Consider the following 23,294-nt stretch of genomic DNA (forward strand, 5'->3'; position numbering starts at 1 on the left):
GGCGACGCGCGGCCGGCACCGGGTGGGGTCGGAGGGACGACAACGGGTCCGCCACGGCGAGCCGGCGCGGCTCCCGCCGGCGCGGCAGAGCCCGACGGGACTCACGGACGCGCCGGGCGAGCGTTCCCACTCGACCGTTAGCAGTCGAGCGTCGAGCCCCTAGGGCTGGGTGCCAACGATGTCAGCGAAGCGACAGACGGCGCGACCGCCGCCGGGATCACGATCGGGGCGTGCAGCGAGGGTGGCCGTGGGGCTCGTGGGACATCCCTTCTCGATTGACTGGCGCATAACTTTATGCTCAGCAAATGGGTACCACACTTTTCCGCGCTGCGGGAGGACCATTCGTCAATTCACCGCCCCATCACGTCGATTCGATCGAGTTCCGACGAGCCCCAGTGAACGCAATGCTACTGCGCCCGGGTCGCGGTGTGTGCTGCAGCTTCTTGCCACTGTCGGGGAGCGGAATTCCCGCCCCCATATTCGGCACCTAGGTGACACATCCCGGCCACGACTCAACCAGGCCAACAGGAACGGAGCATTCAGCTCCCACCGCGCGAGTTCGGCCACGCCCGGAGAGCGCGGCCCGTCGCCACACCGGCGGGAAGTGATCGGCCACCTCGCTGCCCCCGGGCCCTCTCGACAGCACGTACTCCGCGATTCCGCAACCCCGCACATAAAGCGGAATCCTCCGCCTTCCCTGTGGTTTGGCGATGGCGAGCAGAATTCCCCTTTCCGGGAAGAAAAACCTGCGCGACGATGACCGGTTCGGGTAGTACCCCACGGACCGACGCGTTCCGGCGCCGGTCCGGTGCGGCCTGGTCTGGTCGGGACTCACCGACATCGCCAACCACCGGGCGCCGGTGACGTGGTGGTGGGCACACCACCGCGAGCCGCGCTTGCGGCCTGCGCGAACGCCGAGGCACCGAGGGGCGCGGCGCGCGAGTGGCGCGTACGGGCCGGTAGGGCGTACGGACGGGTGCCGGCGACGGAGGGCGCGGCCCATGGATGGCGGGGGGTTGATCCGTGCGGGGGGGCGGTCAGGCGAGGGCCGGGGGCTTCCCCTGGCCGGCCCCCACGGAAGCGGTGGAATGTCTTCCGGTGGGCGGGGCGAGGACGGTCGTGCGGGTTCAGCAACGCATGCCGTAAAGCCTTTTGGGAGCGGGCGAAATCCACGTCGTTACGCGCGACGGAAGGTGACGGCCATTCCGCTAGCCGTCGAGGACGGTTCCGTACGCCCTTCGGTAAGCGCACCCGATGCGACCAGCGGGCGAGGGGTTAGCCGTATTCCCCTTACGGTGCGCGGGCGACAGGGGCACGGTTTTCGGTACGCTCGCTCACCGCGAAGGTACTGGCGAATCGGACCACGCACAGAGCGGCGCACGGCCAACGGCTGGCGTTGACGCACTCCGGCTGACCCCGTGAAGGGCCGTTCCGACGCACGGAATTCCGCTCCGTGGTAGGAGCTGGCCTCGCATCGATGTGGTTGCGCCCCTCGCCGCACTTTCGCCCTCGCGGCTTGGACATCGTCCATCGCATTCCCGCTCGGGAACTGCCTGCATGCGCCACCCGGTGTCGCGCTCGCTACGTCCGATCGCCATCCGGTCTCGGGCGGATGGCTCCGCCGTTTCACGAGCCGGCCCCTGGGCCCGCTCGCCCCGGCACCCTTTTCTCCGGCGCACGAAGCCACTCCGCGTAACGCCTCGGGCGCGGTGCGGAAGGGCCCGCCGGGCCGTGCCCGCACCGGCGCGGGCACGCGGCTGCGAGGCCCGCGCTCTCTCCGCACGCCGGCTCCGGGTCCGCGGTGCGGGGCCTTTCGGCGAGCCTGCGGCTCCCCACACGGTCGCCCGTATCCGCGCCCGCCTACCTCCTCGCGGCCCGCACGCGGAATTCCAACCGAGGTCTCAATCCGCGGCAATCCAACGCCCGTTCGACGATCTCTGACATCGGCAGGGCCGGACACCCCCGGGCCACGCCCCGCGACATATCCCTTTCCTTGGCGCATCGCGGGCATCGCCCCGGTACCGGGAGTTACCCGGCTCGCCTCAAAGCGTCGGGCGCGCCCGAAGAAATGTGCGAAGGATATGTCGAAAGCGCACGCCACACCGCGTGGCGAGGGGCGCCCGACGGGCGAACAGCCAGTCCGTTTCCCGGGGGTGACGCGTTTGCGAACTCGCGCCCCCACGGGTTCTCCGGCGCGCGCACGCCGTTGCCCGCCCCTGAAACCCCGTACCTATGCGCCGCTTACCGGACGTCGCTTCCGGACTTCCCGCGCGGATTCGGAGGAATCCGCGAGACGGGCGCGAAAGCGGCCCCCTACGGATGATCCGCACGCTCCTTCGCCGGATACCGAAATAGCCCTCGCCGCTTCGGAGTTCTCGACGCACCGCCCTCACACGGCCCGCCCGCTCGGCCCGCCACGCCCCGAGGCGACGGGGCGCGGTGATGGCCCCAAATGGGGCGGGAGACGGGGGCACGGCGCCGGAGGCCGGTCCCGCCGAGGGGGCTCTCAGTGGGGCGCGGCGGCGGACCACTCCGGGGAACGGCCGAGCGACGTCAGGACGAGGTCGAGGGCCGATGCGTCCGGGCGGGCGGGCAGTGCCGGCTTGAAGAGGGCCTCGGGGTCGGTGCGCCGTTCGTCGTCCGGCACGCGCTGCGCGATGGCCCCCGCGGCCCGCACGGTCTCCTCGTCCAGCTCAAGGGTCACCCCCAGCGCGCGGGCCACGTCCCAGCCGTGGACGACGTAGTCCAGGAAGTGGAAGCCGATCGCGAGGGACGCGGGAAAGCGTCGGGTGGTGCTGATCTCGGGGAGGGCGAACTCGGCGCTGAGCACGCCGGGGCGGGCGAAGGCGTGCAGCACCGCCTCGGCGGCGGTGCAGTACGTCGCCAGCGGGTCGTCGCCGAGTTCGCTGGGCTGCCAGTCGGCCAGGTCGGCCCCGCCGCCGGTGGCCGCGGCGGCGAACCCGTGGTGCTGGCCGGCCATGTGGGCCACCAGCTCGCGCAGCGTCCACTCCGCGCACGGGGTTGGCCGGTCCCAGTCGCGTGCGGACGCCTGGCCCAGGACGCGCACGGTCTCCAGGACAGCCGTCCGGTCGAGCTTGCGGATATCCATGCAGCCCCCTTGGTCGAGCGGTTACCTCCAAGACAATAGCACGACCGTACGTATAGTTATGAGGGTGGACGGACGGCCCGACCACCACCGGCCGGGCCCCCGCCACCGCGTCACGCGTCCCCCGCCGCCACCTGTGCCTCGATGAAACGGGCCAGCCGGCGCACCCCCTCCACGATCTCGTCCCGACTCAACGCGCTGCACGAAAGGCGCAGTTGGCGCTCGCCGCCGCCGTCGAGGAAGAAGTCGGCCATCGGCGTCCACAGCACGCCGAAGTGGCGCGCCGACCGCTCCAGCGCCTTGGCGTCCGCGACGAACGGCACGTCCACGACGAGGAAGAAGCCGCCCGCCGGCTCGTTCCACCCCACGCCCAGCGCCCGTCGCCGCTCGGCCGGAAAGTGGCGCGCCAACTCTTCGAGGACCGTGGACAAGTTGGTGCGGTAGTGGGCGATGGAGTCGGCGTTGGCCTCCCGCAGCCGGCAGCCCGACTCCACGAGCAACCCGCCGATGACCGCCTGGCTGACGGCCGAGGTGTTGACGGTGGTCATGCTCTTGATCTTGGACAGCTCGTCGGCGAGCAGCGAACGCCGCCCCGTGGGGTCGATGACCTCCTGGTCGGCGACGACGTACCCGACCCGCGCGCCGGGCAGCGCGGTCTTGGCGAACGAGCCGAGGTGCAGCACCCGCCGCTGCCGGTCCAGGGCCTTGAGCGTGGGCCGGGCCGAGCCCGCGCGCACGAAGAAGCCGTACGGGTCGTCCTCCAGGACCAGCAGGTCCTCCTGGGCCGCCACCGCGAGGAGTCGGCCTCGAGCCTCGACGGTCATGCTCGCGCCCGACGGGTTGGCGAAGTCCGGCACGACGTACAGGGCGCGCGGACGCCGGCCAGCCGCCCGGGTGCGGCGCACGGCAGCCAGCACCTCGTCGGGGTCGGGGCCGTGCGCGCCCTCCGGGACGGGTTCGACCGCGATGTCGAGCAGCCGGGCCGCACCGGTGACGCCGACGTAGCAGGGCGAGCTGACGAGAAGGGTGTCGTCGGGCCGGGCGAACAGGGCCCGCAGGGTGATGAGCATCGCCTCCTGGCAGCCGGTCGTCACCACCACCGACTCCGGGCTCACATGGATACCCTCGTCGTTGGCCAGGGTGCGGGCGATCAGGTCGTGGATCACGCCATTGGTGCGCCCGTACTGGAAGAGCTGGGTGCGCACCCGCTCGCGCGACCAGCCCAGTTCGCGCTCCAGGTAGTCGGTGTAGGCGCGCAGGTAGCGCGGCAGGTCCTCGACCTCGAACGTTCCCTCGGCCGGTCGGCCGGGGGCGAAGGACAGCGCGTCGGGGAAGCGGGCGACGACCTCGTTCAGGAAGTTCATCGCGTCGAGCAGCGGGTCGGTGAGCGAGGCGTGCAGGTCGCCGATGGCCAGCGGCTGGGAGTACGCCACGGGAGCGCTGGGTTCGGTCACGGCTCAGTCCTTGGTCGCGGGGTCGGCGAGGGCGGTACGCAGGTACGCGGCCACCCGGTCGAGGGCGTGCCGGCCGGCGGGGACGGTGCCGGCCATGGCGAAGAAGCCGTGGGTGACGCCCGGGTAGCGGACGGCCTCGGCGCTCACCCCGCACTCGCGCAGCCGCGCGGCGTACGCCTCGCCCTCGTCGCGCAGCGGGTCGTACTCGGCGGTGATCACCAGCGCCGGGGGCAGGCCGGCGTGGTCGGCCGCGCGCAGCGGCGATGCCAGCGGGTCGTCGCCGTCCTCGGCGGTTGGCAGGTAGTTGTCCCAGTACCACCGCACCGACTTGTCGTTGAAGAGCAGCGGGTCGGTGATCTCGCGCCGGGACGGGGTGTCGGCGCGGTGGTCGGTGTTCGGGTAGACGAGCACCTGGGCGCGCAGGTCGGGGCCGCCGGCGTCGCGGGCCAGCAGGGTCACGGCGGCGGCCAGGTTGCCGCCCGCGCTGTCGCCAGCGACGGCCAGCCGGCTCGGGTCGCCGCCGAAGCCGGGGGCGTGCTCGGCGGCCCAGCGCAGGCCGGCGAAACAGTCCTGGGGGGCCGCCGGGAACGGGTGCTCGGGCGCGAGCCGGTAGCCGACGGCGACGGTGAGGCAGCCCGCCGCGTTGGCCAGGCTTCGGCAGATGGCGTCGCTGCTCTCCAGGGAGCCCAGCGTCCAGCCGCCGCCGAAGAAGTAGACGAGCACCGGCAACGGCCCCTCGCCCGTGGGGCGGTAGACGCGCACCGGCAGCGGGCCCGCCGGACCCGCCAAGCCGGCGTCGACGACCCGCTCGACCGGCTCGGGCTCGCCCGCCTCGGCCTGGATGGCGGCAAGGTCGGCCGCCCTGGCCTCGGCCAGCGTCATGGCGTACAGGGGGCGGACGTCCCGCGCGGCGCGCCGGTCGTACAGGGCCTGCGTGTGTGGTTCAAGGGGCATGGTCTCTCCGTGTCGTGGCCACGGCCCGGAACCTGGGCCGTAGGTCGCGGTGCGGTCGCGGGTCGCGGGTCGCGGGTCGCTGGTCGCGTCAGGGTGTGTCGGGGAGGAGCGCCGGGTCGGTGGCGACGCCGAGCAGGCGGTTGCGGATGCCGTTGGTCGCCCGTTGGTAGCAGGTGAAGTTGTGGTGCAGGACGGATTCGGCGTTGGCCGTCTCCAGCAGGGCGACGAGTTCGAAGGCGAGTTGGGGGATGTCGGTGTCCGTACGGACCTCGCCGACCCGCTGGGCGTCGGCGATGACCCCCTCAAGGAGGGAGAACCAGTTGCCGTGCGCCGCGGTGACCGCGTCGCGCACCTTGCCCTCGCGCGCGTCGTACTCGGCCGAGACCGAGTAGAAGAAGCAGCCGCCGGGAAAGACGCGCTGTTCGGAGTAGGTGAGCCAGTTGGCGCACAGGCGCCATATCTGGCCGATGCCGGGAGGCAGATCGCGCGCCGGCCGCACCACGTGCTCGACGTAGATCTTGATCGCGGTGCGTACGGTGGCCAGTTGCAGCTCCTCCTTCGAGCCGAACAGGGCGAACACGCCACTCTTGCTGAGCTGGAGCTCGCCGGCGAGCCGGCCGAGTGAGAGCCCCTCCAACCCTTCGACCGATGCGATGTTGACGGCTCGTTCGAGGACCAACCGCCGCGTCTGGTTGCCGCGTTCGATCCGTCCGTCCGGGTGCGTCGTCGTCAAGGGAAACCTCCTCGATGCCTCCCACCGGGGGTGCCGCTGCGTCTCGCCGAGCGCCCACCCGACTAAGTGGACGACCGTGCGGACATGTGGGAGAGTTCGGTTAGTGTACGCACGTGCGGTTAGTTGGCGTACAGGGTCGAAGCACGCGAAGCGAGTGACGGCGGGGGGATGCGCCAGTGGAGTCGACGCTCTACGACTACGAGACCGCAGCCAGGGAGCGATTACCGCGACCCGTATGGGACTTCCTCGCCGGCGGCAGCGGAACCGAGTCGATGCTGACCGCCAGCCGCGCGGCGCTCGACCGGCTCTCGCTGCGCCCGAGATGCCTCGTCGACGTCTCCGACTGCCGCCCCGACACCTCGCTCCTGGGCTCGCCGCTGCCGGCCCCGCTGGGCATCGCGCCCATGGCCTACCATCAACTGGCTCACGAAGACGCCGAGTTGGCCACGGCGCGGGCGGCCGGCGCGTCGGGCACACTCCTGACGGTCAGCATGTTCGCGAGCCGCACCCTGGAGGAGATCGCCGCCGTGGCCGGCGGCCCGCTGTGGCTCCAGCTCTACTGGCTACGGCGGCGGGAGCCGATGCTCGACCTAATCCGGCGGGCCGAGCGGGCCGGGTACCGCGCGCTCGTCCTCACCGTCGACGCGCCCCGGATCGCCTACCGCCCGCGCGACGTGCGCAACGGCTTCGCCCTGCCGGCCGGGGTCCGCGCGGCGAACATCGACCCCACGGTCATGACGGCCACCCACAGCGCCGCCGCGGGCGAGTCCGCCATCGCGCGCCACGCCCTGGAACAGTTCGACTCCTCGATTACCTGGAAGGACCTGTCCTGGCTCAGGGAACGCACCGAACTGCCCCTGGTCCTGAAAGGCGTACTCACCGCGGAGGACGCCGAACTCGCCGTGGAATACGGCGTTGACGCTCTCGTCATCTCCAATCACGGCGGCCGACAACTCGATTTCGCGACGCCCGCCCCCGACGCCCTGCCCGAGATCGCCGACGCCGTCGCCGGGCGCTGCCAGCTCATCATCGACGGGTCCATCCGCCACGGGGCGGACATCGCGAAGGCACTGTGCCTGGGGGCCGACGCGGCGTTTGTGGGCCGCCCGGTCCTGTGGGGTCTCGCGCACTCCGGAAGCGACGGCGTCGAGGCCGTCCTGAGCACCCTCATGCGCGAGTTCGACGAGGTCATGGCCCTGATGGGAGCCCCTGACGTGCACGCGTTCCACCGCTCGGGAATTGCGCGGAAATGAACTGACAACCCCGGATGGCCAATCGTCCCGCATTCCCTTTCGCCGGCTGGCGAAAGGGAATTTCGGGCTGCCCGCGAATAACTACCGCATCAGCTACAGGGTTTCACGAAGAACTTCGCTTGATTACTGAATGGTAGTGAGCAACGATGAATCTTGCCGCCGGGTGGGGAAACATGGCGGCGCACGCATCCGTATTCGTCAAAGGACGGCGTTGTCCCCTGGCGGCTCGGATGGTTCGACATCTGCTACAGGGGAGAGATTCCGGTGGGGGAAGCTGATAGATCGGCGCCCGATCTGCCTGTTGGTGGCGGCGGGGAATGGGTCGATGACGTACTGCTCGGGGGAAGTGGGCAGGACGTCGCCCTCCATCTGGGCGGCCCGGTCAGCCGCGCGGAGTTGCGCCGGCTCGTCGCCGACGAGCAGCGGCGGCTGCGCGCCGCCGGCCTGGCGGCTGGTGGTTCGCTGGCCGTCCGGCTGCCGCCGTCGTTGAGCTGTGTCGTCACCATGCTGGCCGGTTGGCGCTCCGGCGCCCAAGTGGCACTGCTCGACTACCGGTTGACGCGCCACGAGGTGGACGAGGCGCTCACGCTGCTCGCCCCGCAGGTGGTCGCGGAGCCGACCGAAGCGGTCACCGGCACGCTGCGCGGGTACGTCGACGTCCGCTCGCGGATCACCGCGCCGGCCACCGGTCGCCCGGCCGCCACCCCGCACGTCCTCCTCCAGTTGAGTTCGGGATCGACCGGCCCGTCCAAGGTCATCGGCCGCACGGTCGAGAGCCTGCTGACCGAGCTCGACCGGTACGCACGGCTCGACGACTACCCCGGCCGGGGCGAGCGCACCGTGGTGCTGGCCTCGGTCATCCACGTACTCGGACTCGTCGGCGGGCTGCTCAGCGGGCTCGCCACCGGTTCGCAGGTCGTGCTGCCCCGGACCCACACGCTCGACGGCGTCGTACGGGCCGTCGCGGCGGGAGACGGCCCGACGACCCTGCTCGGCGTGCCCTCACAGGCCGCGATGCTCGCCGCGGCCGGGGCACCGCCGAAGCTACGGCAGTTGCGCCGGATGATCGTGGGCGGCGAGCTGGTCAAGCCCGGCGTGCGGGAGCGCTTCACCCGCGGGTTCGGCGCCGAGCTCGGCGTCATGTACGGCATGACCGAGGTGGGCGTCATCGCGGCCGACGTGCGCGGTGCGCACGCCCCCGGGCTTGCCCCGGTGCACGGCATGCGGGTGCGGATCGAGGACGGCCAGATCCTGCTCGCCCTGCCGGCCAGCCCGTACGTGGGTCGCACCGACCGGACCCGGTTCGTGGACGGCTGGCTGCGCACGAAGGACGCGGGCGCCATCGACCCGGCCAGCGGGCTGCTCACGGTGCACGGCCGGCTGGACGCGCAGGTCTCCGTCGGCGGCCTCAAGGTCGACCTCGCCGAGGTCGAGGCCACCCTCGCGGCGCTGCCCGGCGTCACCGACGCGGTGGTGGTGCGGGGCACGGGCATCGAGGGCTTCGTGACCGTGCGCGAGCCCGGCGCGTTCGCGGCCCTCACCGACGCGCTCGCCGCGCGCCTGGCCCCGTACAAGAGGCCGCGAACGCTGCACCTGCTGCCCGCGCTCCCACGTACCGCGACGGGCAAGCCGGTGCGCGACCCGGAGGCGCTGCGCGCCGCGGTGCGCGCGGCGGCCTCGGTCGGGGCGGCTCAGGCGTAGTCGGCCGCGTCGACCCGGCGTACCCGGGTCCGGACGGCATCGGCCCGCACCGCTCCCTCCAGCGCCAACCCCAGGACGTAGCGCCCCTCCCCCACGATGACCGCCGACGAGGTCAGGTCCGCGGCCCCCGGCAGGGGGCGCGGTGCCAGCGACCCGGCGGGCGGCCACCGCTCCGGCAGCGGCACCGGTCGGCTCATGCCGCCACGCCGCAGCCCCTGGCCCCGCGCCTTGCCCACCGACTCCTTCTGCGTCCACAACCACAAGAAGGCCACCGACCGTTGCCGTTCGGGCAGGCCCGTGACCCACTCCGCCTCGGCGGGGTGCAGCCAGGACCGGGCCAGCGCGTCGGCGCGCAGCCCGCGCACCACCTCCACGTCCACCCCCACCGGGGTCCGGCCGGTCAAGGCGACGGCCAGCGCCCCGCGCGCATGAGCAAGGCTGACCCGCGGCGCCTCGGCGACCCCGCCGATGACGGGACGACCGCCGGGTTCGTGGTCCAACCGAAGACCTGACACCGGGACGCGCAGCATCCGCGCCGCGGCCCGGAGCAACAGGGTGTGCGCCGTGCGGCGCTCGTCCCCGTCCGTCGTGCACCACAGCACCGTCACCGTGTCCGGGGCCGGCCCCGGGTGCCCATCCATGAAGAGGGAGTCAATCAAATGTCCGCAGAGGTTGAGAAGTTCGTCATCGAGGCCCTCGACAACATGAACTACGACGTCACCGACGTGACCGCGGAGACACCGCTCGGCCCGTCCGGCCTCGACCTGGAGTCCCTCTCGGTGGCCGAGATCGCCATCCAGGTGGAGGACACCTACGGCGTGAAGTTCGACGAGGACGAGATGGAGTCCGTCGCCCTGCTGACCGTCGGCGGCCTGGTCAAGGAGATCGTCCAGCGGGCGTCGGCCGCGACCGCGGCCAAGTGAGCCCCGCCCGCCGCTGACCCGCCCGCCCCGACGTGCCCGCCCTCCCGGCCCAAGCGGCCCGCCGCCGGCCGGGAGCGGTGGCGGGTCGTACGCGATCCGTCCGATCGAGAAAGCGAAGACACCGGCAATGAATCCGAAGAACGAGCGCGCGGAACTCGCGGCCGACCAGCGGTTGGGCGTCGGCAACGTCCTGACCACCCTCGTCGACCGCGGCACCGGCCTGACCGCGCCGACGCTGACGTTCGACACCGAGGTGGACGGCCACCCCGCCTGGCAGGCCCTGTCGCTGGCCCAGCTCGGACAGCGGGTGGCGGCCCGGGCCGCGACGCTGCACGCGCTGGGCGTACGCCCCCGGGACCCGGTCGCCGTGTGGGTGGGCGCCGCGGCCGACCAGGTGCTCAGCTACCTGGCGCTGGTACGGCTCGGCGCGATCCCCGCGCTGGTCAACGGCCGGCTGCCCGCCGAGCAAGCGGGCGAGTACATCGCGCGGCTGCGGGCCGTGGGCGTGATCGCCGACGGCCCGCACCGCGAGGCGCTGTCCCAGGTCGGCTGCGCGACGGAGCACCTGGCGGACCCGGCCACGCTGGGCGCGGGCGAGGCCGCCGCCGCGCCCGCGCCCTATAGGCACCACGGCGGCGAGCCCGTGGTGATCACGCACTCCTCGGGGACCACCGGCCTGCCCAAGGCGGTGACCCACTCGCACCACAGCCTGTTCGCGGCCATCCGGCACCGCCTCTCGCTGCCCAAGGGCCAGGGCCTCGACCGCATGTTGGGCGTCCTGCCGTCGGCGCACGCGGCCACCGTCATCGCCGTCAACCTCGCGCTGACCAACCGCAGCCAACTCGCCCTGCTCTCCCAACAGGACGGCGGACCGGTCCTGGAGGCCATCGAGCGCTGGCAGCCACACAGCGTCCTCGGCTTCGCCACCACCTGGTCGGAGCTGGCCGGCGCGGACCTGGCCTCCCGCGACCTGGGCTCCGTACGCACCTGGTGGAACACCGGCGACTGCGCGCACGAGGCGCACATCCGCAAGCTGGTCGCCGTCGGCGCGCGGGAGGCCGTCACCAGCGCGGGCCGGGTGCGCCGGCCCGGATCGTTCTTCGTGGACGGCCTGGGCTCGTCCGAGATGGGCCACTCCCAGTTCTTCATCACCCACACGCCCGAGACCAGCCGCTACGGCCGGTGCATCGGCAAGCCGCACGCCTTCTCGGACGTGGCCGTCGTCGATGACGCGGGCCACAAGCTCGGCCCCGGCCAGGTGGGCCAGTTGGCGATCAACGCGCCGACGCTCTCGCTCGGCTACTGGAACGACTCGGTGACCACCTACCGCACCCGCCGCGACGGCTACTTCCTCACCGGCGACCTGGTCTTCCACGACACGGACGGCTACTACTACCACGTCGACCGGGCCGTGGACGCGGTGGACCTGGGCGGCGGCAACCGGCTCTACACGATGCTGTGCGAGGAACGGGTCCTCGCGGACTGCGCCGACGTGTGGGAGTGCACGGTGGTCGCGGTGCCCAGCCGGGGCCGGGTCAGCACCTCGGTGCTGCTCGTGCTCGACCCGGGCGCCGACCAGGAGGCCGACCGGGCGCCCGAGGTGCTCGCCGCCCTCGAACCGCACGTGGCCGACACCGTCGAGCGGGTCGTGGTGGTGAGCCCGGAACGCATCCCGCTCGGGGCGACCGGCAAGGTGCGCAAGTTCCTGCTGCGCCAGCGCTTCCTGGACGGCGAGTTGCTGGGCCGGGAGAGCGTCGCCGGGCAGGTGACCGCGTGAGCGCGGGCACCGGGCAGGCGCGACCCGTCGTCACCGGGCTCGGCACCTTCACCCCGCTGGGCCGAGGCGCCGACAAACTCTTCGACGCCCTGTGCCGGGGCACGTCCGGGCTGCGCAGGCCGCCGCCGGGCCACCTCCTGGACGGCACCGTGGGCGCGGCGGGCATCGCCCCGGAGATCGCGGCGCGCGAGGTGCTGCCACCCAGCGAGGGGCGGCTGGTCGACCGGTACGTCCTGATGGCCATGGCCGCCGCCGACGACGCGGTCACCGACGCCGGCCTCACCGTCGGCCGGGACGTGGACCCGCACCGGGTCGCGGTGGTCATCTCCAGCGGCGCCGGCGGGCTGACCACCTACGAGGAGCAGACCCGGGCGCGCGCCGAGCGCGGCCCGACCGCCGTCAGCCCCTATCTGCTGCCCGGCATGCTGCCCAACATGGCCGCCGCCCGCATCGCCATCAAGTACGGTGCGCGGGGCTGGAGTTCGGCCATCGCCACCGCGTGCTCGGCCGGCGCGCACGCGGTGGCCGAGGCCGCGCGGCTGATCCGCCTCGGCGAGGCCGACGTCGTGATCTGCGGCGGCGCCGAGGCCCCGCTCAACCCGACGTCGGCGCTGGCCTTCGCGCACGCCCGGGCGCTCGCCAGCGGCTGGGACGACCCGGAGCGGGCCAGCCGGCCCTTCGACCGGCGGCGCAACGGCTTCGTGCTGGCGGAGGGCGCGGGCGTGCTGGTCGTGGAGCGGGCCGAGCACGCGGACGCGCGGGGCGCGGCGGGCTACGCCGACCTCGCCGGCTGGGGCGCGACCACCGACGCGTACCGGCCGACGGCACCCCGGCCCGACGGCGAGGGGGCGGCGCACAGCATGCGCGGCGCGCTGGCCACGGCCGGGCTCGCGCCGGCCGACGTCGGCTACGTCAACGCGCACGGCACGGCCACCAAGCTGGGCGACATCGCGGAGACCAAGGCCGTACGCGCGGTCTTCGGGGATCGTTCGCCGGCGGTCAGCAGCACGAAGTCGATGACCGGTCACCTGCTCGGCGGCTCCGGCGCGGTGGAGGCGGCCATCTGCGCCCTCGCCGTGGCCCGGGGCGCGCTGCCGCCCACCCACAACCTGGACGAGGTGGACCCGCGCTGCGACCTGGACCACGTGCGGGGCGCGGCCCGGCACCAGCGCGTCGAGGCCGTCATCTCCAACTCGTTCGCCTTCGGCGGCCACAACGTCAGCCTGCTCCTCACCACCGCGAGCACCCGCGGGAAACACCCGGTCACGACCTCAGAGAAGGGCTCACCCGCGTGAAGATCGCAGCCGTGGACCACGTCGAGTTCTACGTCGGGGACGCGCAACAGTCGGCGTTCTACCTCTGCACCGCGTTCGGGTTCCGTCTGTGCGGCCAGTCGGGGCCCGAGACCGGACAGCCCGGCCAACGCTCCCTGCTGCTGCGCCAGGGTGGCATCGACGTCCTGCTCACCTCGGCGCTGGCCGCCGGTCACCCGGTGGCCGAGTACGTGGCCCGGCACGGCGACGGCGTGGCCAACATCGCCTTCGCGGTGGACGACGCCGCCCGGGCGTTCGCGACGGCCACCGCGCGGGGGGCGGTCGCCGTCGAGGAACCCACCACGCACCGGCGGGGCGACACGGAGGTGGTGACCGCCGCCGTGCTCGGCTTCGGCGACGTCATCCACCGGTTGGTGCAGCGCACCGGCGACCGCACCGACTTCCTCCCCGGCACGGTGGACATCTTCGCCGAGGACCCGGACCCCGGCCAGCAGTTGCTGACCACCGTGGACCACGCGGCGATCTGCGTGCCGGCGGGCCAACTCGGGCCCACCGTCGCCTTCTACGAGCGGGTCTTCGGCTTCCGCCAGATCTTCGAGGAGTTCATCGAGGTCGGCGAGCAGGCCATGGACTCCAAGGTGGTGCAGAGCCCATCCGGCCAGGTCACCTTCACCATCATCGAGCCGGTGCCCGACCGCCGGCCCGGCCAGATCGACACCTTCCTGGCCAGCCACGGCGGCGCCGGCGTGCAGCACCTGGCGCTGCTCACCGACGACATCGTGGCCACCGTGCCCGCCCTGAGCGCACGCGGCGTCAGGTTCCTGGACACGCCCGACGCGTACTACGACGACCTGACCGACCGCCTCGGCAGCCCCGACCTGCGCGTCGAGGACCTGCGGCGGACGGGCGTCCTGGTCGACCAGGACCACTGGGGCCAGGTCTTCCAGATCTTCACCCAGTCCCCGCACGTGCGGAAGACCTTCTTCTGGGAGGTCATCGACCGGCACGGCGCCCGCACCTTCGGCAGCGGCAACATCAAGGCCCTCTACGAGGCCGTGGCCCGGGCCGAGGTCACGGCCTGAGCCCGGGCCACGACGCCCCGGCGGGGCCCCGCCGCCCCTCAACACCCGCACCCGCACCCGTCGTACGTAAGGAATCTCCCGTGACTGCTCAGGACACAGCCGAGTTCACCCTGACCGACGAGGAGCGCGCCCTCCTGCCGTCGGACGAGGACGTCGCCGCCTACGCCGAACACGGCTGGTACTTGTCGAAGAAGCTGTTCACCGACGAGGAGACCGACCTCCTGGTGTCGGCGAGCGAGCGCTACTACGGCGGCCACCGCGACCGAAGACTGCCCGTCCGGCCGCCCAGGCTCGCCTACTGGGAACCGGCGGACGGCCCCGTACAGCGGCACAACGACTACATCCACTACGAGGACGACACGATCGGCCGCGTCCTGCGCAAGCCGCTGTTGGGTGCGGTGGCCGCGCGCCTGGCGCGGGCGGAGGCGATCCGGGTGTTCCAGTCCACGCTGATCTACAAGCCGCCGGTGGCCGGTGAGCCCTCGAACGTCGTGCCCTGGCACTTCGACCGGCACTACTGGGCCACCTCCACCTCCGAGCGGATGCTGACCGCGTTCATCCCCTTCCACGACTGCGACGAGGAGATGGGCACGATCACGATGGTGGACGGCAGCCACCGGTGGCGCGAGACCGCGGCCAACGACGCGACCTCGCTGCATTTCGCCGAGCGCGACCGTGGCGAGCTGGAGGCCATGTTGGAGGAGAACGCCCGCTACAACGGCGTGCGGGTGCGCAAGGTCCCGATGCGCATACCCAGGGGCCACGTCAGCTTCCACCACTGCCGCACCTACCACGGCAGCGGGCCGAACCTGAGCGACCGGCCGCGGCGGGCCGTCTCCCTCCACCTCCAGGACACCGGGAACCGCTACCGCGCCTTCACCCGCTCGGACGGCACGCCCGTCTCGTACAACCACGACGTACTGGTGCGCAGGACGGCCGACGGCACACCCGACTACGGCGACCCGGAGTTCCTGCCGCTGCTGTGGAGCAACCGCTGACGCGCTCTGTCGGGCGGGGCGGCGCCGGCCCCGCCCGTACGCCGGGCCGCCCGTCCCGCGCCCCTACCCCACCAGGGCGTCGCGCCGCCGCACCGCCGCGAGACGCCGCACCGAACGAGGAGAGCTGACCCGATGCGTGATCCGTCCCCCGCCCGCGCGGTGCGCGCGTGAGCCGTGCGGCGCCGCTGGTCGGCGCGGCCCTGAACGCGCTGGCGCGCCCGGCGCCCGAGTTGGCCGGGCGGGCGGCGTACGCGCTGTTCCGCCATCCGCTGCGGCGCGGCAAGGTGCTGCCGCACGAGCGCGCCGTCCACGAGCGGGCCGCCGTCGAGGAGTTGGTGGTGGCCGGCAAACGGGTGCGGTGCTACCGCTGGGGAGACGGCGGCCGTCCCGTGCTGATGCTGCACGGGTGGCAGTCCCGGGCCTCGCGGTACGCGGGGTTCGTGCCGCGCCTTGAGGAGCTGGGGCTGACGGGGCTGTCCTTCGACGCGCCGGGCCACGGAGCGTCGGCGGGGCGCGTCACGACCGTACTGGAGTACCGCGAGATCATCGGCCGACTCCAGGAGCGGTACGGCACGTTCCACGCGATCGTCGCCCATTCGCTCGGCGCCACCAGCGCGTTCCTGGCGCTGCGGGGCGGCGCGCGGGCCGAGCGGCTGGTGACGGTGGCGGCGGTGCGGGACTTCGACCACTTTCCCGACGCGTTCGCCCGCCTGCTCGGGCTGCTGCCGAGCCTGCGGCAGGACCTGCGCGAGCGGATCGAGCACCAGCTGTTCGGGCACGTGGCGGACCCGTGGGCGCTGTTCGACGCGGTGCGCGCGGCCCCGGAGATCGACGTGCCGACGCGTCTGATCCACGACGCGGACGACGACCTGGTGCCCCTCGCGCAGGCGCACGCGCTGCGCGCGGCGTACGAGGGGCGGGCGGAGCTGGTCGTCACCCGCGGCCTCGGCCATCGCAAGGTGCTGGGCGAGCCGGCGGTGATCGAGAGCGCGCTGGAGTTCATCGCGCCGGCCTCCCGGCGGACCGCCCTTTAAATTAAACGCACGATCGTTTAGTTTTATCGGGCGTCGGCGGCGCCTCGACGACCGGCCCGGCGCTCCGATGACCGCCGCGCGTCCGACGACCACCGCGCGTTCGATGGCGAAGGGACCCCCCGCATGACCACCGCCTCACCCCAGTCACCAGACGCCAGCCCGCCACCGGAGGCGGCGCCGCGCGCCGAGCGGCCGCGGCCGGGACCCGCCCAGGCGCCGGCCACGGCCAAGCTCGCGCTGCTGGTCGCGTCGGGGGCCACGTTCCTCGCGGTGCTCGACACCACGATCGTCAACATCGCCTTCGCCGACCTGCGGACGGACTTCCCCGACGCCTCGCTGTCCCAACTCACCTACGTCATCACGGCGTACACGGTGGTCTTCGCCGCGCTGCTCGCGGTCGCCGGGCGCACCGCCGACGTGCTCGGGCGCGGGAAGCTCTTCGTCTGGTCCACCGTGCTGTTCACCCTCGCCTCCGCGCTGAGCGGACTCGCGGTGGGCGTGCCGATGCTCGTGGCCGCCCGGGCGCTACAGGGCGTGGCGGCCGCCGGGATGATCCCCTCGGCGCTCGGCCTGGTGCTCCAGCACACGCCGGCGGAGCGCCGACAGGCCGCCGTGGGCGTCTGGGGCGCGGTCGGCAGCATGGCCGCCGCCGTCGGCCCGAGCCTGGGCGGCCTGCTGGTGGACGCGTGGGGGTGGCGCAGCGTCTTCCTGATCAACCTGCCGATCGGCTTCGCCATCGCGGCCGTCGCGATGCGCCTCACCGGCGACGCGCCCAGCGGACGCCGGCTGCCCGACCCGGTGGGCACCGCCGCCCTGGCGCTCGGCATCGGCGGGATCGTGTTCGGCGTGACGCAGGGAACGGAGTGGGGCTGGGGCAGCGGCCGGGTGCTGGCCCTGCTGGCGGCCGGCGCCGTGCTCCTCGCGGCGGCCCTGCTGGCCTCCCGGCGGCACGCCGCGCCCGCCGTCGAGTGGGACCTGTGGCGCAGCCGCGCCTTCGCCGCCACCAACGTGGCCTCGCTGCTGTTCGGCGCGGCCATGTACGCCTACCTCCTGAGCACCCTGCTGTTCCTCAACGCCGTCTGGGGCTACTCGGAGTTGAAGGCGGGCCTCGCGGTGACGCCGGGCGCCTTCGCCGCCGCCGTCGGCGCGACGGTGGTCGGGCGCCGGGTGGGCCCGCGGGCCCAGTGGGCCGCCGTGGCCGTCGGCTCCGCGCTCTTCGCCGCCTCCTGCGCCGCGATGTACCTGCTGCTCGACACCGAGCGCGCGTACCTGACCCTGTGGCTGCCCATCGGCGTGCTGGCGGGGCTCGGCATCGGGGCGGCCCTGACGGCGATCTCCAACGCGGCCACGGCCTCGCTGGAACCCCACCGATTCGCCTCCGGCTCCGGCCTGCTGATGACCACGCGCCAGGTCGGCGGCGCGCTGGGGATCGCCGCCCTGGCCGCGATCCTGGAGCGCCACGGCCCCCTGGACGACCAGGGCTACCTGAACGTGTTCCTGGCCTGCGCGGTCGGCTCGGCGGCCGCCATGGCCGTCGCGCCCACGATCCGCTCCCGGGCCGCGGGGCGCCGCCCACACCCGGAGCGCTAGCGGGCGGACCCGCCCGCCGCGCCCGCGACGCGAGGAAGCGAGCACCATGCCACCCATCGACCGATCCGACCGCACCGCCGCCCGCGCCGAGCACGCGCTGCTCGCCGAGCTCCAACCGGTGGTGGAGCACAACCTCCACCGCCACCTCGACGTGGCCAGGGAGTGGTTCCCGCACGAGTACATCCCCTGGAGCGCGGGGCGGGAGTTCGACGGGCCGCTCGGCGGGCGCCCGTGGACGCCGGACGAGGCCACGCTGCCCGAGGTGGCCCGCCTCTCGCTCGTGGTCAACCTGCTGACCGAGGACAACCTGCCCGGCTACCACTTCGCGGTGGCCGAGTTCGGCAAGGACGGGCCCTGGGGAAGCTGGGTCGACCGCTGGACGGCCGAGGAGGCCAGGCACGGCGCGGCCCTGCGGGACTACCTGCTGGTGACCCGCGCGGTGGACCCGAAAGCCCTGGAGCGCGCCCGGATGGCGCACATGTCAGCCGGTTACAAGCGGCCCGACGGCTACAGCGCCCTGCACGCCATCGCGTACGCCGCCTTCCAGGAGCTGGCCACCCGCATCTCCCACCGCAACACCGGGCAGGCCAGCGGCGATCCGGTCTGCGACGCGCTGCTGGCCAGGATCGCCACGGACGAGAACCTGCACATGGTCTTCTACCGCAACCTGGTCGAGGCCGCGTTCGAACTGGCCCCGGACACCGCCATGCGGGTCGTACGCGACGTCGTCGTCGGCTTCGAGATGCCCGGCTCGACGATCAGGGACTTCGGGCGCAAGTCCGCGGAGATCGCCCTGGCCGGCATCTACGACCTGCGGCTGCACCGGGACCACGTGGTCCTGCCGATCCTGCGCAAGCTGCGCGTCTTCGAGCGGTCCGACCTCGGACCGGCCGGCGAGGCCGCCCGGGAGGAACTCGACGCCTTCCTCACGCGGTTGGAGGCCAAGGCTACCTCCTTCACCACGCGGCGCGAGGGCATCCGGGCGGCGCGCGCCAAGCGCGCGACGACCGCCGTCTGACCGGCCCCGGTGGCGGCGCCCCAGCGCGGGGCGCCGCCAGCGGGTCAGTCGAACCAGTCCGGGTCCGCCGCCTCCAGGTACGCGGCCAGCACGGCCGGGTCGCGGTGGGCCTCGCTCAGCAGCGCGCCCAGGCGGCGCAGCGCGTCGGCGTCCGGGCCGTGCGCGGCGAACATGCCCGCCTCACAGTCGTACGCGACGTGCCCGGCCAACTCCGGGGCGCGCGAGCGTATCGCGGAGCGGGCGACGGCCTCCCAGTCGTACCCGCCGCCCTCGTGACCGCGTTCGCCGAAGGCCGCGGCGGTGGAGACCATGTGGTCGTCGCTCAGGATCAGCCCGTAGCGGTCCGGCGCGGAGTCGTACGCCAGGAAGATCAGCGGAGCGAAGCTCTCGCGGTCGGTCGGCTCGGTCGTCTCGGTGCTCATGCGGGCATCGTAGGCAGGGGGTACGACATCGCCGGCCCGCGCGCGTGGGGCGCGGGCCGCGGGCGGGAGCCAGCCCGCCGGCCCCGCACCCGCGCCTCGCCCCCCTACCGCGCGGGGCTCGCCCCCGGTCGAGCCCCGCGCGGGCGACTCCCCCGCCCCGTCCGCACGCGCCCCCGACGCGCCCGGCCGCGCTTACCGTCTCGCAGCCGGCTCGGGCGGCGCGAGCTGGCTACCGTCGGCGTCCGCGAGGAGTTGGGTGTCGATCACGGAGTCCAGGTGGTCCTTGAGCCACTGGTTCGGACCCGGCGGGCGAACCGGCACCTGGTCCGCACGGGGACAGGGCTGTGCGAGCGCCATGTGGTCCTCCAGGGAAGAGAGTTGACCGACCGTAGAGCGACTAGATACTAGCACGACCGTGCGTTCTTTTTCATCGCCAGCGACAGCCGATAGGCGGACGCCAGAAGGGAACAAATGTAAGCGAACGATCGTGCTAGCATCTCGTCCACTTCTGATCGCATCGGGAAGGCGTGCCATGGACCATGCGACGCCCTGCGTCAAGGCGACCCTCAGCGACGAGGGGCGGCGACTGTTCGACCTCTTCCGCCGGCCCCAGGGGCGCAGCAGGCCACGGCCCGACGAGCGCGCGGCCATGGAGGACGCGCGGTGGGACCGGCTGACCGTGGGCGGCACCTCGGTGGTCACCTACCGGTGGGGCGACGGCGCACGCCCGGTGCTGTTGGTGCACGGCTGGGAGTCGCGCGCCTCTCGGTACGCCAAGCTCGTCGCCCGACTGCTCGAACTGGGTTACAGCCCGCTCGCCTTCGACGCGCCGGGACACGGCGAGTCCGAGGGCGACAGCACGACGCTGATCGAGTACCGCGACGCCATCGGCCAACTGCACGACGCGCACGGACCGTTCGAGGCCGTGGTCGCACACTCCTTCGGCGTCACCGCCGCCTTCCTCGCCCTGCGCGACGGGGTACGCGCGCGGCGGGTGGTGGGCATCAGCTCGGTGCCGGACTTCGGCTACGTGGTCGACGCGTTCTGCGCCCGCACGGGGCTGTCGCCGCGCCTGAGGGACGAGTTGCGGCACCGTATCGAGCGGGACCTGTACCCGGGCGAGGCCGACCTGTGGACGCGCTTCTCGGTCCTGGCCGGGCCCGCCGACCCGCGCCCGCCACTCCTGTTGGTGCACGACGAGGACGACGAGGCGGTCGGCCCCGAGCAGGCACGGCGCGTCGCGGCGGCGTACGGCGAGCGGGCACAGGTGCTCACCACCCGCAGGTTCGGCCACCGACGCATCCTCGGCTCGCCCCAACTCGTCGCGGCCGTCGGGGACTTTCTGAGCCCGGGCGCCGCGAGCGGCGGGCTTCCGGGCGCGGAGGCGACGCGGTGAGCGGCCTGCTCGCGGGCAAGCGCGTCCTGGTGACCGGCGTCCTCCTTGAGTCCTCGATCGCCTTCCACACCGCCCGGCTCTGCCAGGAACAGGGTGCCGAGGTGGTGCTCACCGGCCACGGGCGGCTCAGCCTGGTCGAGCGGATCGCCCGCCGGCTCCCCGAGCCCGCGCCGCTGATCGAGCTGGACGTCCAGAACCAGGCGCACCTGGACGGCCTCGCGGACCGGGTACGGGAGTCGGCGACCGGCGACGCGCGCCTGGACGGTGTGGTGCACTCGATCGCCTTCGCGCCACCCGACGCGCTCGGGGGCAAGTTCCTCACCACCCCGTGGGGTTCGGTGGCAACGGCGGTCGAGGTGTCCGCGTACTCGCTCAAGGCCCTGGCCGTGGCGACCCTGCCGCTGATGCGCGAGCGCGGCGGAGCGATCGTGGGGCTGGACTTCGACGCGCGCACGGCCTGGCCCGCGTACGACTGGATGGGCGTGGCCAAGGCCGCGTTGGAGTCGACCTCGCGCTACCTGGCCCGCGACCTCGGCCCGCACGGCATCCGCTGCAACCTGGTGGCGGCGGGGCCGATCAAGACCATGGCGGCCCGGTCCATTCCGGGGTTCGAGACGTTCCGCGAGGTGTGGCGCACGCGCGCGCCGCTCGGCTGGGACCTGTCCGACCCCGAGCCGGCCGCCCGCGCGGTCGTCGCGCTGCTCTCGGACTGGTTCCCCCGCACGACGGGCGAGATCGTGCACGTGGACGGCGGGGTGCACGCCATCGGGGCGTAGCCCGTCGGGGGTGGGACGCGGCGGCCGGGCACACGGCGGCGGCCCGCCCCCGTGGTGCGGGCCGCCGCCCCGGTTCGGCGTCGCCTCGGGTGCGCTACGGCGCCTCGGGGAGCAGCGCGGGGTCGGTGACCACCGCGCGCAGGCGGCTGGCGATCGCCTTGGCCGCCATGTCGTAGTACGTGGACTCGTCGTGCAGGACCGACTCCGCGTTGGCCATCTCCAGGAGCGCGACGATCTCGAAGACGAGCTGCGGGACGTCGATGTCGGCCGCGATCTCGCTGGCCTGTTGGGCCTCACGCACGGTCTGTTCGAGGTAGGAGAACCAGTTGGTGCGCGCGGCGGCGAGGGTGTCGTGCACCTTGCCCTCGCGGGCGCCGTACTCGGCCGAGACCGAGTAGAAGAAGCAGCCGCCGGGGAAGACCCGGTCCCGGGAGTAGGTGAGCCATCCGGTGCACACCCGCCACAGCCGGTCCACGCCGGGCGGCAGCTCGCGGGCCGGCTGCACGACGTGCTCCAGGTAGACCTTGATGGCCGCCCGTACGGTGGCCAGTTGCAGGTCCTCCTTGGAGCCGAACAGGGCGAACACGCCGCTCTTGCTCAGCTTCAGCTCGCTCGCGAGGCGGCCCAGCGAGAGCCCTTCGAGGCCCTCGACGGAGGCGATCTCCACCGTGCGCTTCAGAATCGTCTGACGGGTCTGGTTCCCGCGCGCGATCCGCCCGTCGGTGTGTGTCGCCGTCGCTGCCATGCCCGCGTCTACCTACCTTCCGGTGCCGGACCCTCGTGGTCACCAGAGCCGTGCTCGTGCTGGTGGGGGGACCGCCCAGTGTAGCCAATGTGCGGACGATCGTGCGGTTTGCGTCACACAGGCCCGTGCTCCTCAGTCCGCGGACGCCGTCCGCGCCCGCGCCGTGCCGATCGCGCCCGGGCCGTGCTCGACGAAGTCCAGCACGGTGCGCACCACGTCGGCGTCGCCCAGGATGCGCCTGTGCCCGAGGTCCCGCGTGGTGACCAACTGTGCCTGTTCGCCGAACGCGGCGGCGATCCGGCGGCCCTGGGAGACGTCGATCCGCGTGTCGCCCTCGTCGTGGACGACCAGCAGCGGCGCGCGCACGGACGCGACCGCGTGCGTCACCGAGAAGGGCGTCAGCTCGCTGGGCACGTCGGGGAAGAGCCGCCGGCCGACCTGGTCGCGCAACCGCTCCTTGAGCTGGTCGCGGAGCCTGAGTTCGGAGCTGAACTCCTCGATGAGGAAGTCGAAGTCGCACACCCCGCTGACGGTCACGATCCGCTCGGCCCGCACGCCGTGGTGCAGCGCGTAGAACGAGCCCAACACGCCCAGCGAGTGGGCCACCAGACCCTCGAACGTGCCGTACCGCTCGTGCAGGGCGGTGACGATGGCGCGGTAGTCGAGGATGGTGGTGCTGCGGCCGGTCGCGTCGCCGTGGCCGGGCGCGTCGAAGGTGATGACGCTGTAGCCCCGCTCCAGGAGGCCGGGGACGAACTCGGCCAGCCGCGACCCGCGCGACTGCCAGCCGTGCACCAGCAGCACCGACCGGGCCCCGTCGCCCCACCGATAGGTCACCGCGCGCCCGCTGTCGACCGCCAGGTGCTCCACCGTGGCCGTCGCGAACAGCTCGCGCTCGCCGCCCCGCAGCTTGCTTCGCGCGAACGGCATGTGGAAGAGGCGGAACGCGCCGGCGCCGGCCAGCCGCCCGGAGACCCGGGAGACGGCGTTGAGGGTGGTGCTCGCGACTGCCTCGATGGGCTGCATCCCGCTACTCCTCGATCGGCGCCTGGAGCCTG

General features: G+C 73.1%; 21 protein-coding genes. 12 read left to right on the forward strand and 9 right to left on the reverse strand.

Annotated elements, in window-relative coordinates; all coding sequences use genetic code 11:
- Window positions 1-2,506: 2,506 nt before the first annotated feature.
- The 4 genes from OYE22_RS03325 to OYE22_RS03340 all read right to left on the reverse strand — a co-directional run bounded on the left by OYE22_RS03325 (window position 2,507) and on the right by OYE22_RS03340 (window position 6,247).
- Window positions 2,507-3,109 (reverse strand): TIGR03086 family metal-binding protein, encoded by a 603-nt coding sequence (locus OYE22_RS03325; protein WP_277318999.1) that lies wholly within the window; start codon window positions 3,107-3,109, stop codon window positions 2,507-2,509.
- A gap of 110 nt (window positions 3,110-3,219) precedes the next feature.
- Window positions 3,220-4,560: a PLP-dependent aminotransferase family protein gene (locus OYE22_RS03330; protein WP_277319001.1), complete on the reverse strand. Its 1,341-nt coding sequence runs from the start codon at window positions 4,558-4,560 to the stop codon at window positions 3,220-3,222.
- Window positions 4,561-4,563: 3 nt separating this feature from the next.
- Window positions 4,564-5,514, reverse strand: a complete 951-nt coding sequence (locus OYE22_RS03335) for an alpha/beta hydrolase (protein WP_277319002.1) — start codon at window positions 5,512-5,514, stop codon at window positions 4,564-4,566.
- Window positions 5,515-5,602: 88 nt separating this feature from the next.
- On the reverse strand, window positions 5,603-6,247 hold the full coding sequence (locus OYE22_RS03340; protein ID WP_277319003.1) for a TetR/AcrR family transcriptional regulator: 645 nt from the start codon (window positions 6,245-6,247) through the stop codon (window positions 5,603-5,605).
- Between the two features lie 176 nt (window positions 6,248-6,423).
- Between OYE22_RS03340 and OYE22_RS03345 the strand changes: the two genes are divergently transcribed.
- Together OYE22_RS03345 and OYE22_RS03350 are read left to right on the forward strand one after the other, a co-directional pair.
- On the forward strand, window positions 6,424-7,500 hold the full coding sequence (locus OYE22_RS03345) for an alpha-hydroxy acid oxidase (RefSeq protein WP_277319004.1): 1,077 nt from the start codon (window positions 6,424-6,426) through the stop codon (window positions 7,498-7,500).
- A gap of 264 nt (window positions 7,501-7,764) precedes the next feature.
- Window positions 7,765-9,201 carry a class I adenylate-forming enzyme family protein gene (locus OYE22_RS03350; protein ID WP_277319005.1) on the forward strand — a complete coding sequence of 479 codons (1,437 nt, stop codon included), beginning with the start codon at window positions 7,765-7,767 and terminating at the stop codon, window positions 9,199-9,201.
- On the opposite strand, the gene OYE22_RS03355 is transcribed toward OYE22_RS03350, so the two are convergent.
- Entirely contained in the window at window positions 9,192-9,842 is a 651-nt protein-coding gene (locus OYE22_RS03355; RefSeq protein WP_277319006.1) for a 4'-phosphopantetheinyl transferase superfamily protein, read from the reverse strand. The genes OYE22_RS03350 and OYE22_RS03355 overlap by 10 nt on opposite strands.
- A gap of 18 nt (window positions 9,843-9,860) precedes the next feature.
- Between OYE22_RS03355 and OYE22_RS03360 the strand changes: the two genes are divergently transcribed.
- The 8 genes from OYE22_RS03360 to OYE22_RS03395 all read left to right on the forward strand — a co-directional run bounded on the left by OYE22_RS03360 (window position 9,861) and on the right by OYE22_RS03395 (window position 18,897).
- Entirely contained in the window at window positions 9,861-10,124 is a 264-nt protein-coding gene (locus OYE22_RS03360; protein WP_176165089.1) for a phosphopantetheine-binding protein, read from the forward strand.
- Window positions 10,125-10,251: 127 nt separating this feature from the next.
- Window positions 10,252-11,901: a class I adenylate-forming enzyme family protein gene (locus OYE22_RS03365; protein WP_277319007.1), complete on the forward strand. Its 1,650-nt coding sequence runs from the start codon at window positions 10,252-10,254 to the stop codon at window positions 11,899-11,901.
- A complete protein-coding gene (locus OYE22_RS03370; protein ID WP_277319008.1) occupies window positions 11,898-13,196 on the forward strand; it encodes a beta-ketoacyl-[acyl-carrier-protein] synthase family protein in 1,299 nt (432 codons plus the stop codon). Before OYE22_RS03365 ends, OYE22_RS03370 begins: the two co-directional genes overlap by 4 nt.
- Window positions 13,193-14,257 (forward strand): 4-hydroxyphenylpyruvate dioxygenase, encoded by a 1,065-nt coding sequence (hppD, locus tag OYE22_RS03375; RefSeq protein ID WP_277319009.1) that lies wholly within the window; start codon window positions 13,193-13,195, stop codon window positions 14,255-14,257. The genes OYE22_RS03370 and hppD overlap by 4 nt, the downstream gene beginning before the upstream one ends.
- Before the next feature lie 80 nt (window positions 14,258-14,337).
- Window positions 14,338-15,255, forward strand: a complete 918-nt coding sequence (locus tag OYE22_RS03380) for a phytanoyl-CoA dioxygenase family protein (RefSeq protein ID WP_277319010.1) — start codon at window positions 14,338-14,340, stop codon at window positions 15,253-15,255.
- 167 nt (window positions 15,256-15,422) lie between these two features.
- Entirely contained in the window at window positions 15,423-16,289 is an 867-nt protein-coding gene (locus OYE22_RS03385; protein ID WP_277319011.1) for an alpha/beta hydrolase, read from the forward strand.
- Window positions 16,290-16,412: 123 nt separating this feature from the next.
- Window positions 16,413-17,879, forward strand: coding sequence for a DHA2 family efflux MFS transporter permease subunit (locus OYE22_RS03390; protein WP_277319012.1), 1,467 nt, complete (start codon window positions 16,413-16,415; stop codon window positions 17,877-17,879).
- Between the two features lie 46 nt (window positions 17,880-17,925).
- Complete coding sequence (locus tag OYE22_RS03395) at window positions 17,926-18,897, forward strand: acyl-ACP desaturase (protein ID WP_277319013.1); 972 nt, start codon at window positions 17,926-17,928, stop codon at window positions 18,895-18,897.
- Window positions 18,898-18,941: 44 nt separating this feature from the next.
- On the opposite strand, the gene OYE22_RS03400 is transcribed toward OYE22_RS03395, so the two are convergent.
- Together OYE22_RS03400 and OYE22_RS03405 are read right to left on the reverse strand one after the other, a co-directional pair.
- Window positions 18,942-19,319, reverse strand: a complete 378-nt coding sequence (locus OYE22_RS03400; RefSeq protein WP_277319014.1) for an Imm51 family immunity protein — start codon at window positions 19,317-19,319, stop codon at window positions 18,942-18,944.
- 192 nt (window positions 19,320-19,511) lie between these two features.
- The gene (locus OYE22_RS03405; protein WP_277319015.1) at window positions 19,512-19,676 is read right to left on the reverse strand and encodes a hypothetical protein; all 165 of its coding nucleotides are present in this window, start codon (window positions 19,674-19,676) and stop codon (window positions 19,512-19,514) included.
- 175 nt (window positions 19,677-19,851) lie between these two features.
- Between OYE22_RS03405 and OYE22_RS03410 the strand changes: the two genes are divergently transcribed.
- Together OYE22_RS03410 and fabI are read left to right on the forward strand one after the other, a co-directional pair.
- On the forward strand, window positions 19,852-20,715 hold the full coding sequence (locus tag OYE22_RS03410) for an alpha/beta hydrolase (RefSeq protein WP_277319016.1): 864 nt from the start codon (window positions 19,852-19,854) through the stop codon (window positions 20,713-20,715).
- On the forward strand, window positions 20,712-21,491 hold the full coding sequence (gene fabI / locus OYE22_RS03415) for an enoyl-ACP reductase FabI (protein ID WP_277319017.1): 780 nt from the start codon (window positions 20,712-20,714) through the stop codon (window positions 21,489-21,491). Before OYE22_RS03410 ends, fabI begins: the two co-directional genes overlap by 4 nt.
- Before the next feature lie 94 nt (window positions 21,492-21,585).
- Here the strand turns inward: fabI and OYE22_RS03420 are convergent, their stop codons facing one another.
- Both OYE22_RS03420 and OYE22_RS03425 read right to left on the reverse strand, forming a co-directional pair.
- Window positions 21,586-22,236, reverse strand: a complete 651-nt coding sequence (locus tag OYE22_RS03420) for a TetR/AcrR family transcriptional regulator (protein WP_277319018.1) — start codon at window positions 22,234-22,236, stop codon at window positions 21,586-21,588.
- 132 nt (window positions 22,237-22,368) lie between these two features.
- Window positions 22,369-23,262, reverse strand: coding sequence for an alpha/beta hydrolase (locus tag OYE22_RS03425; RefSeq protein ID WP_277319019.1), 894 nt, complete (start codon window positions 23,260-23,262; stop codon window positions 22,369-22,371).
- Window positions 23,263-23,294 lie beyond the last annotated feature (32 nt).

Origin of the sequence: Streptomyces sp. 71268, from assembly GCF_029392895.1 — a bacterium.
GTDB lineage: Bacteria > Actinomycetota > Actinomycetes > Streptomycetales > Streptomycetaceae > Streptomyces.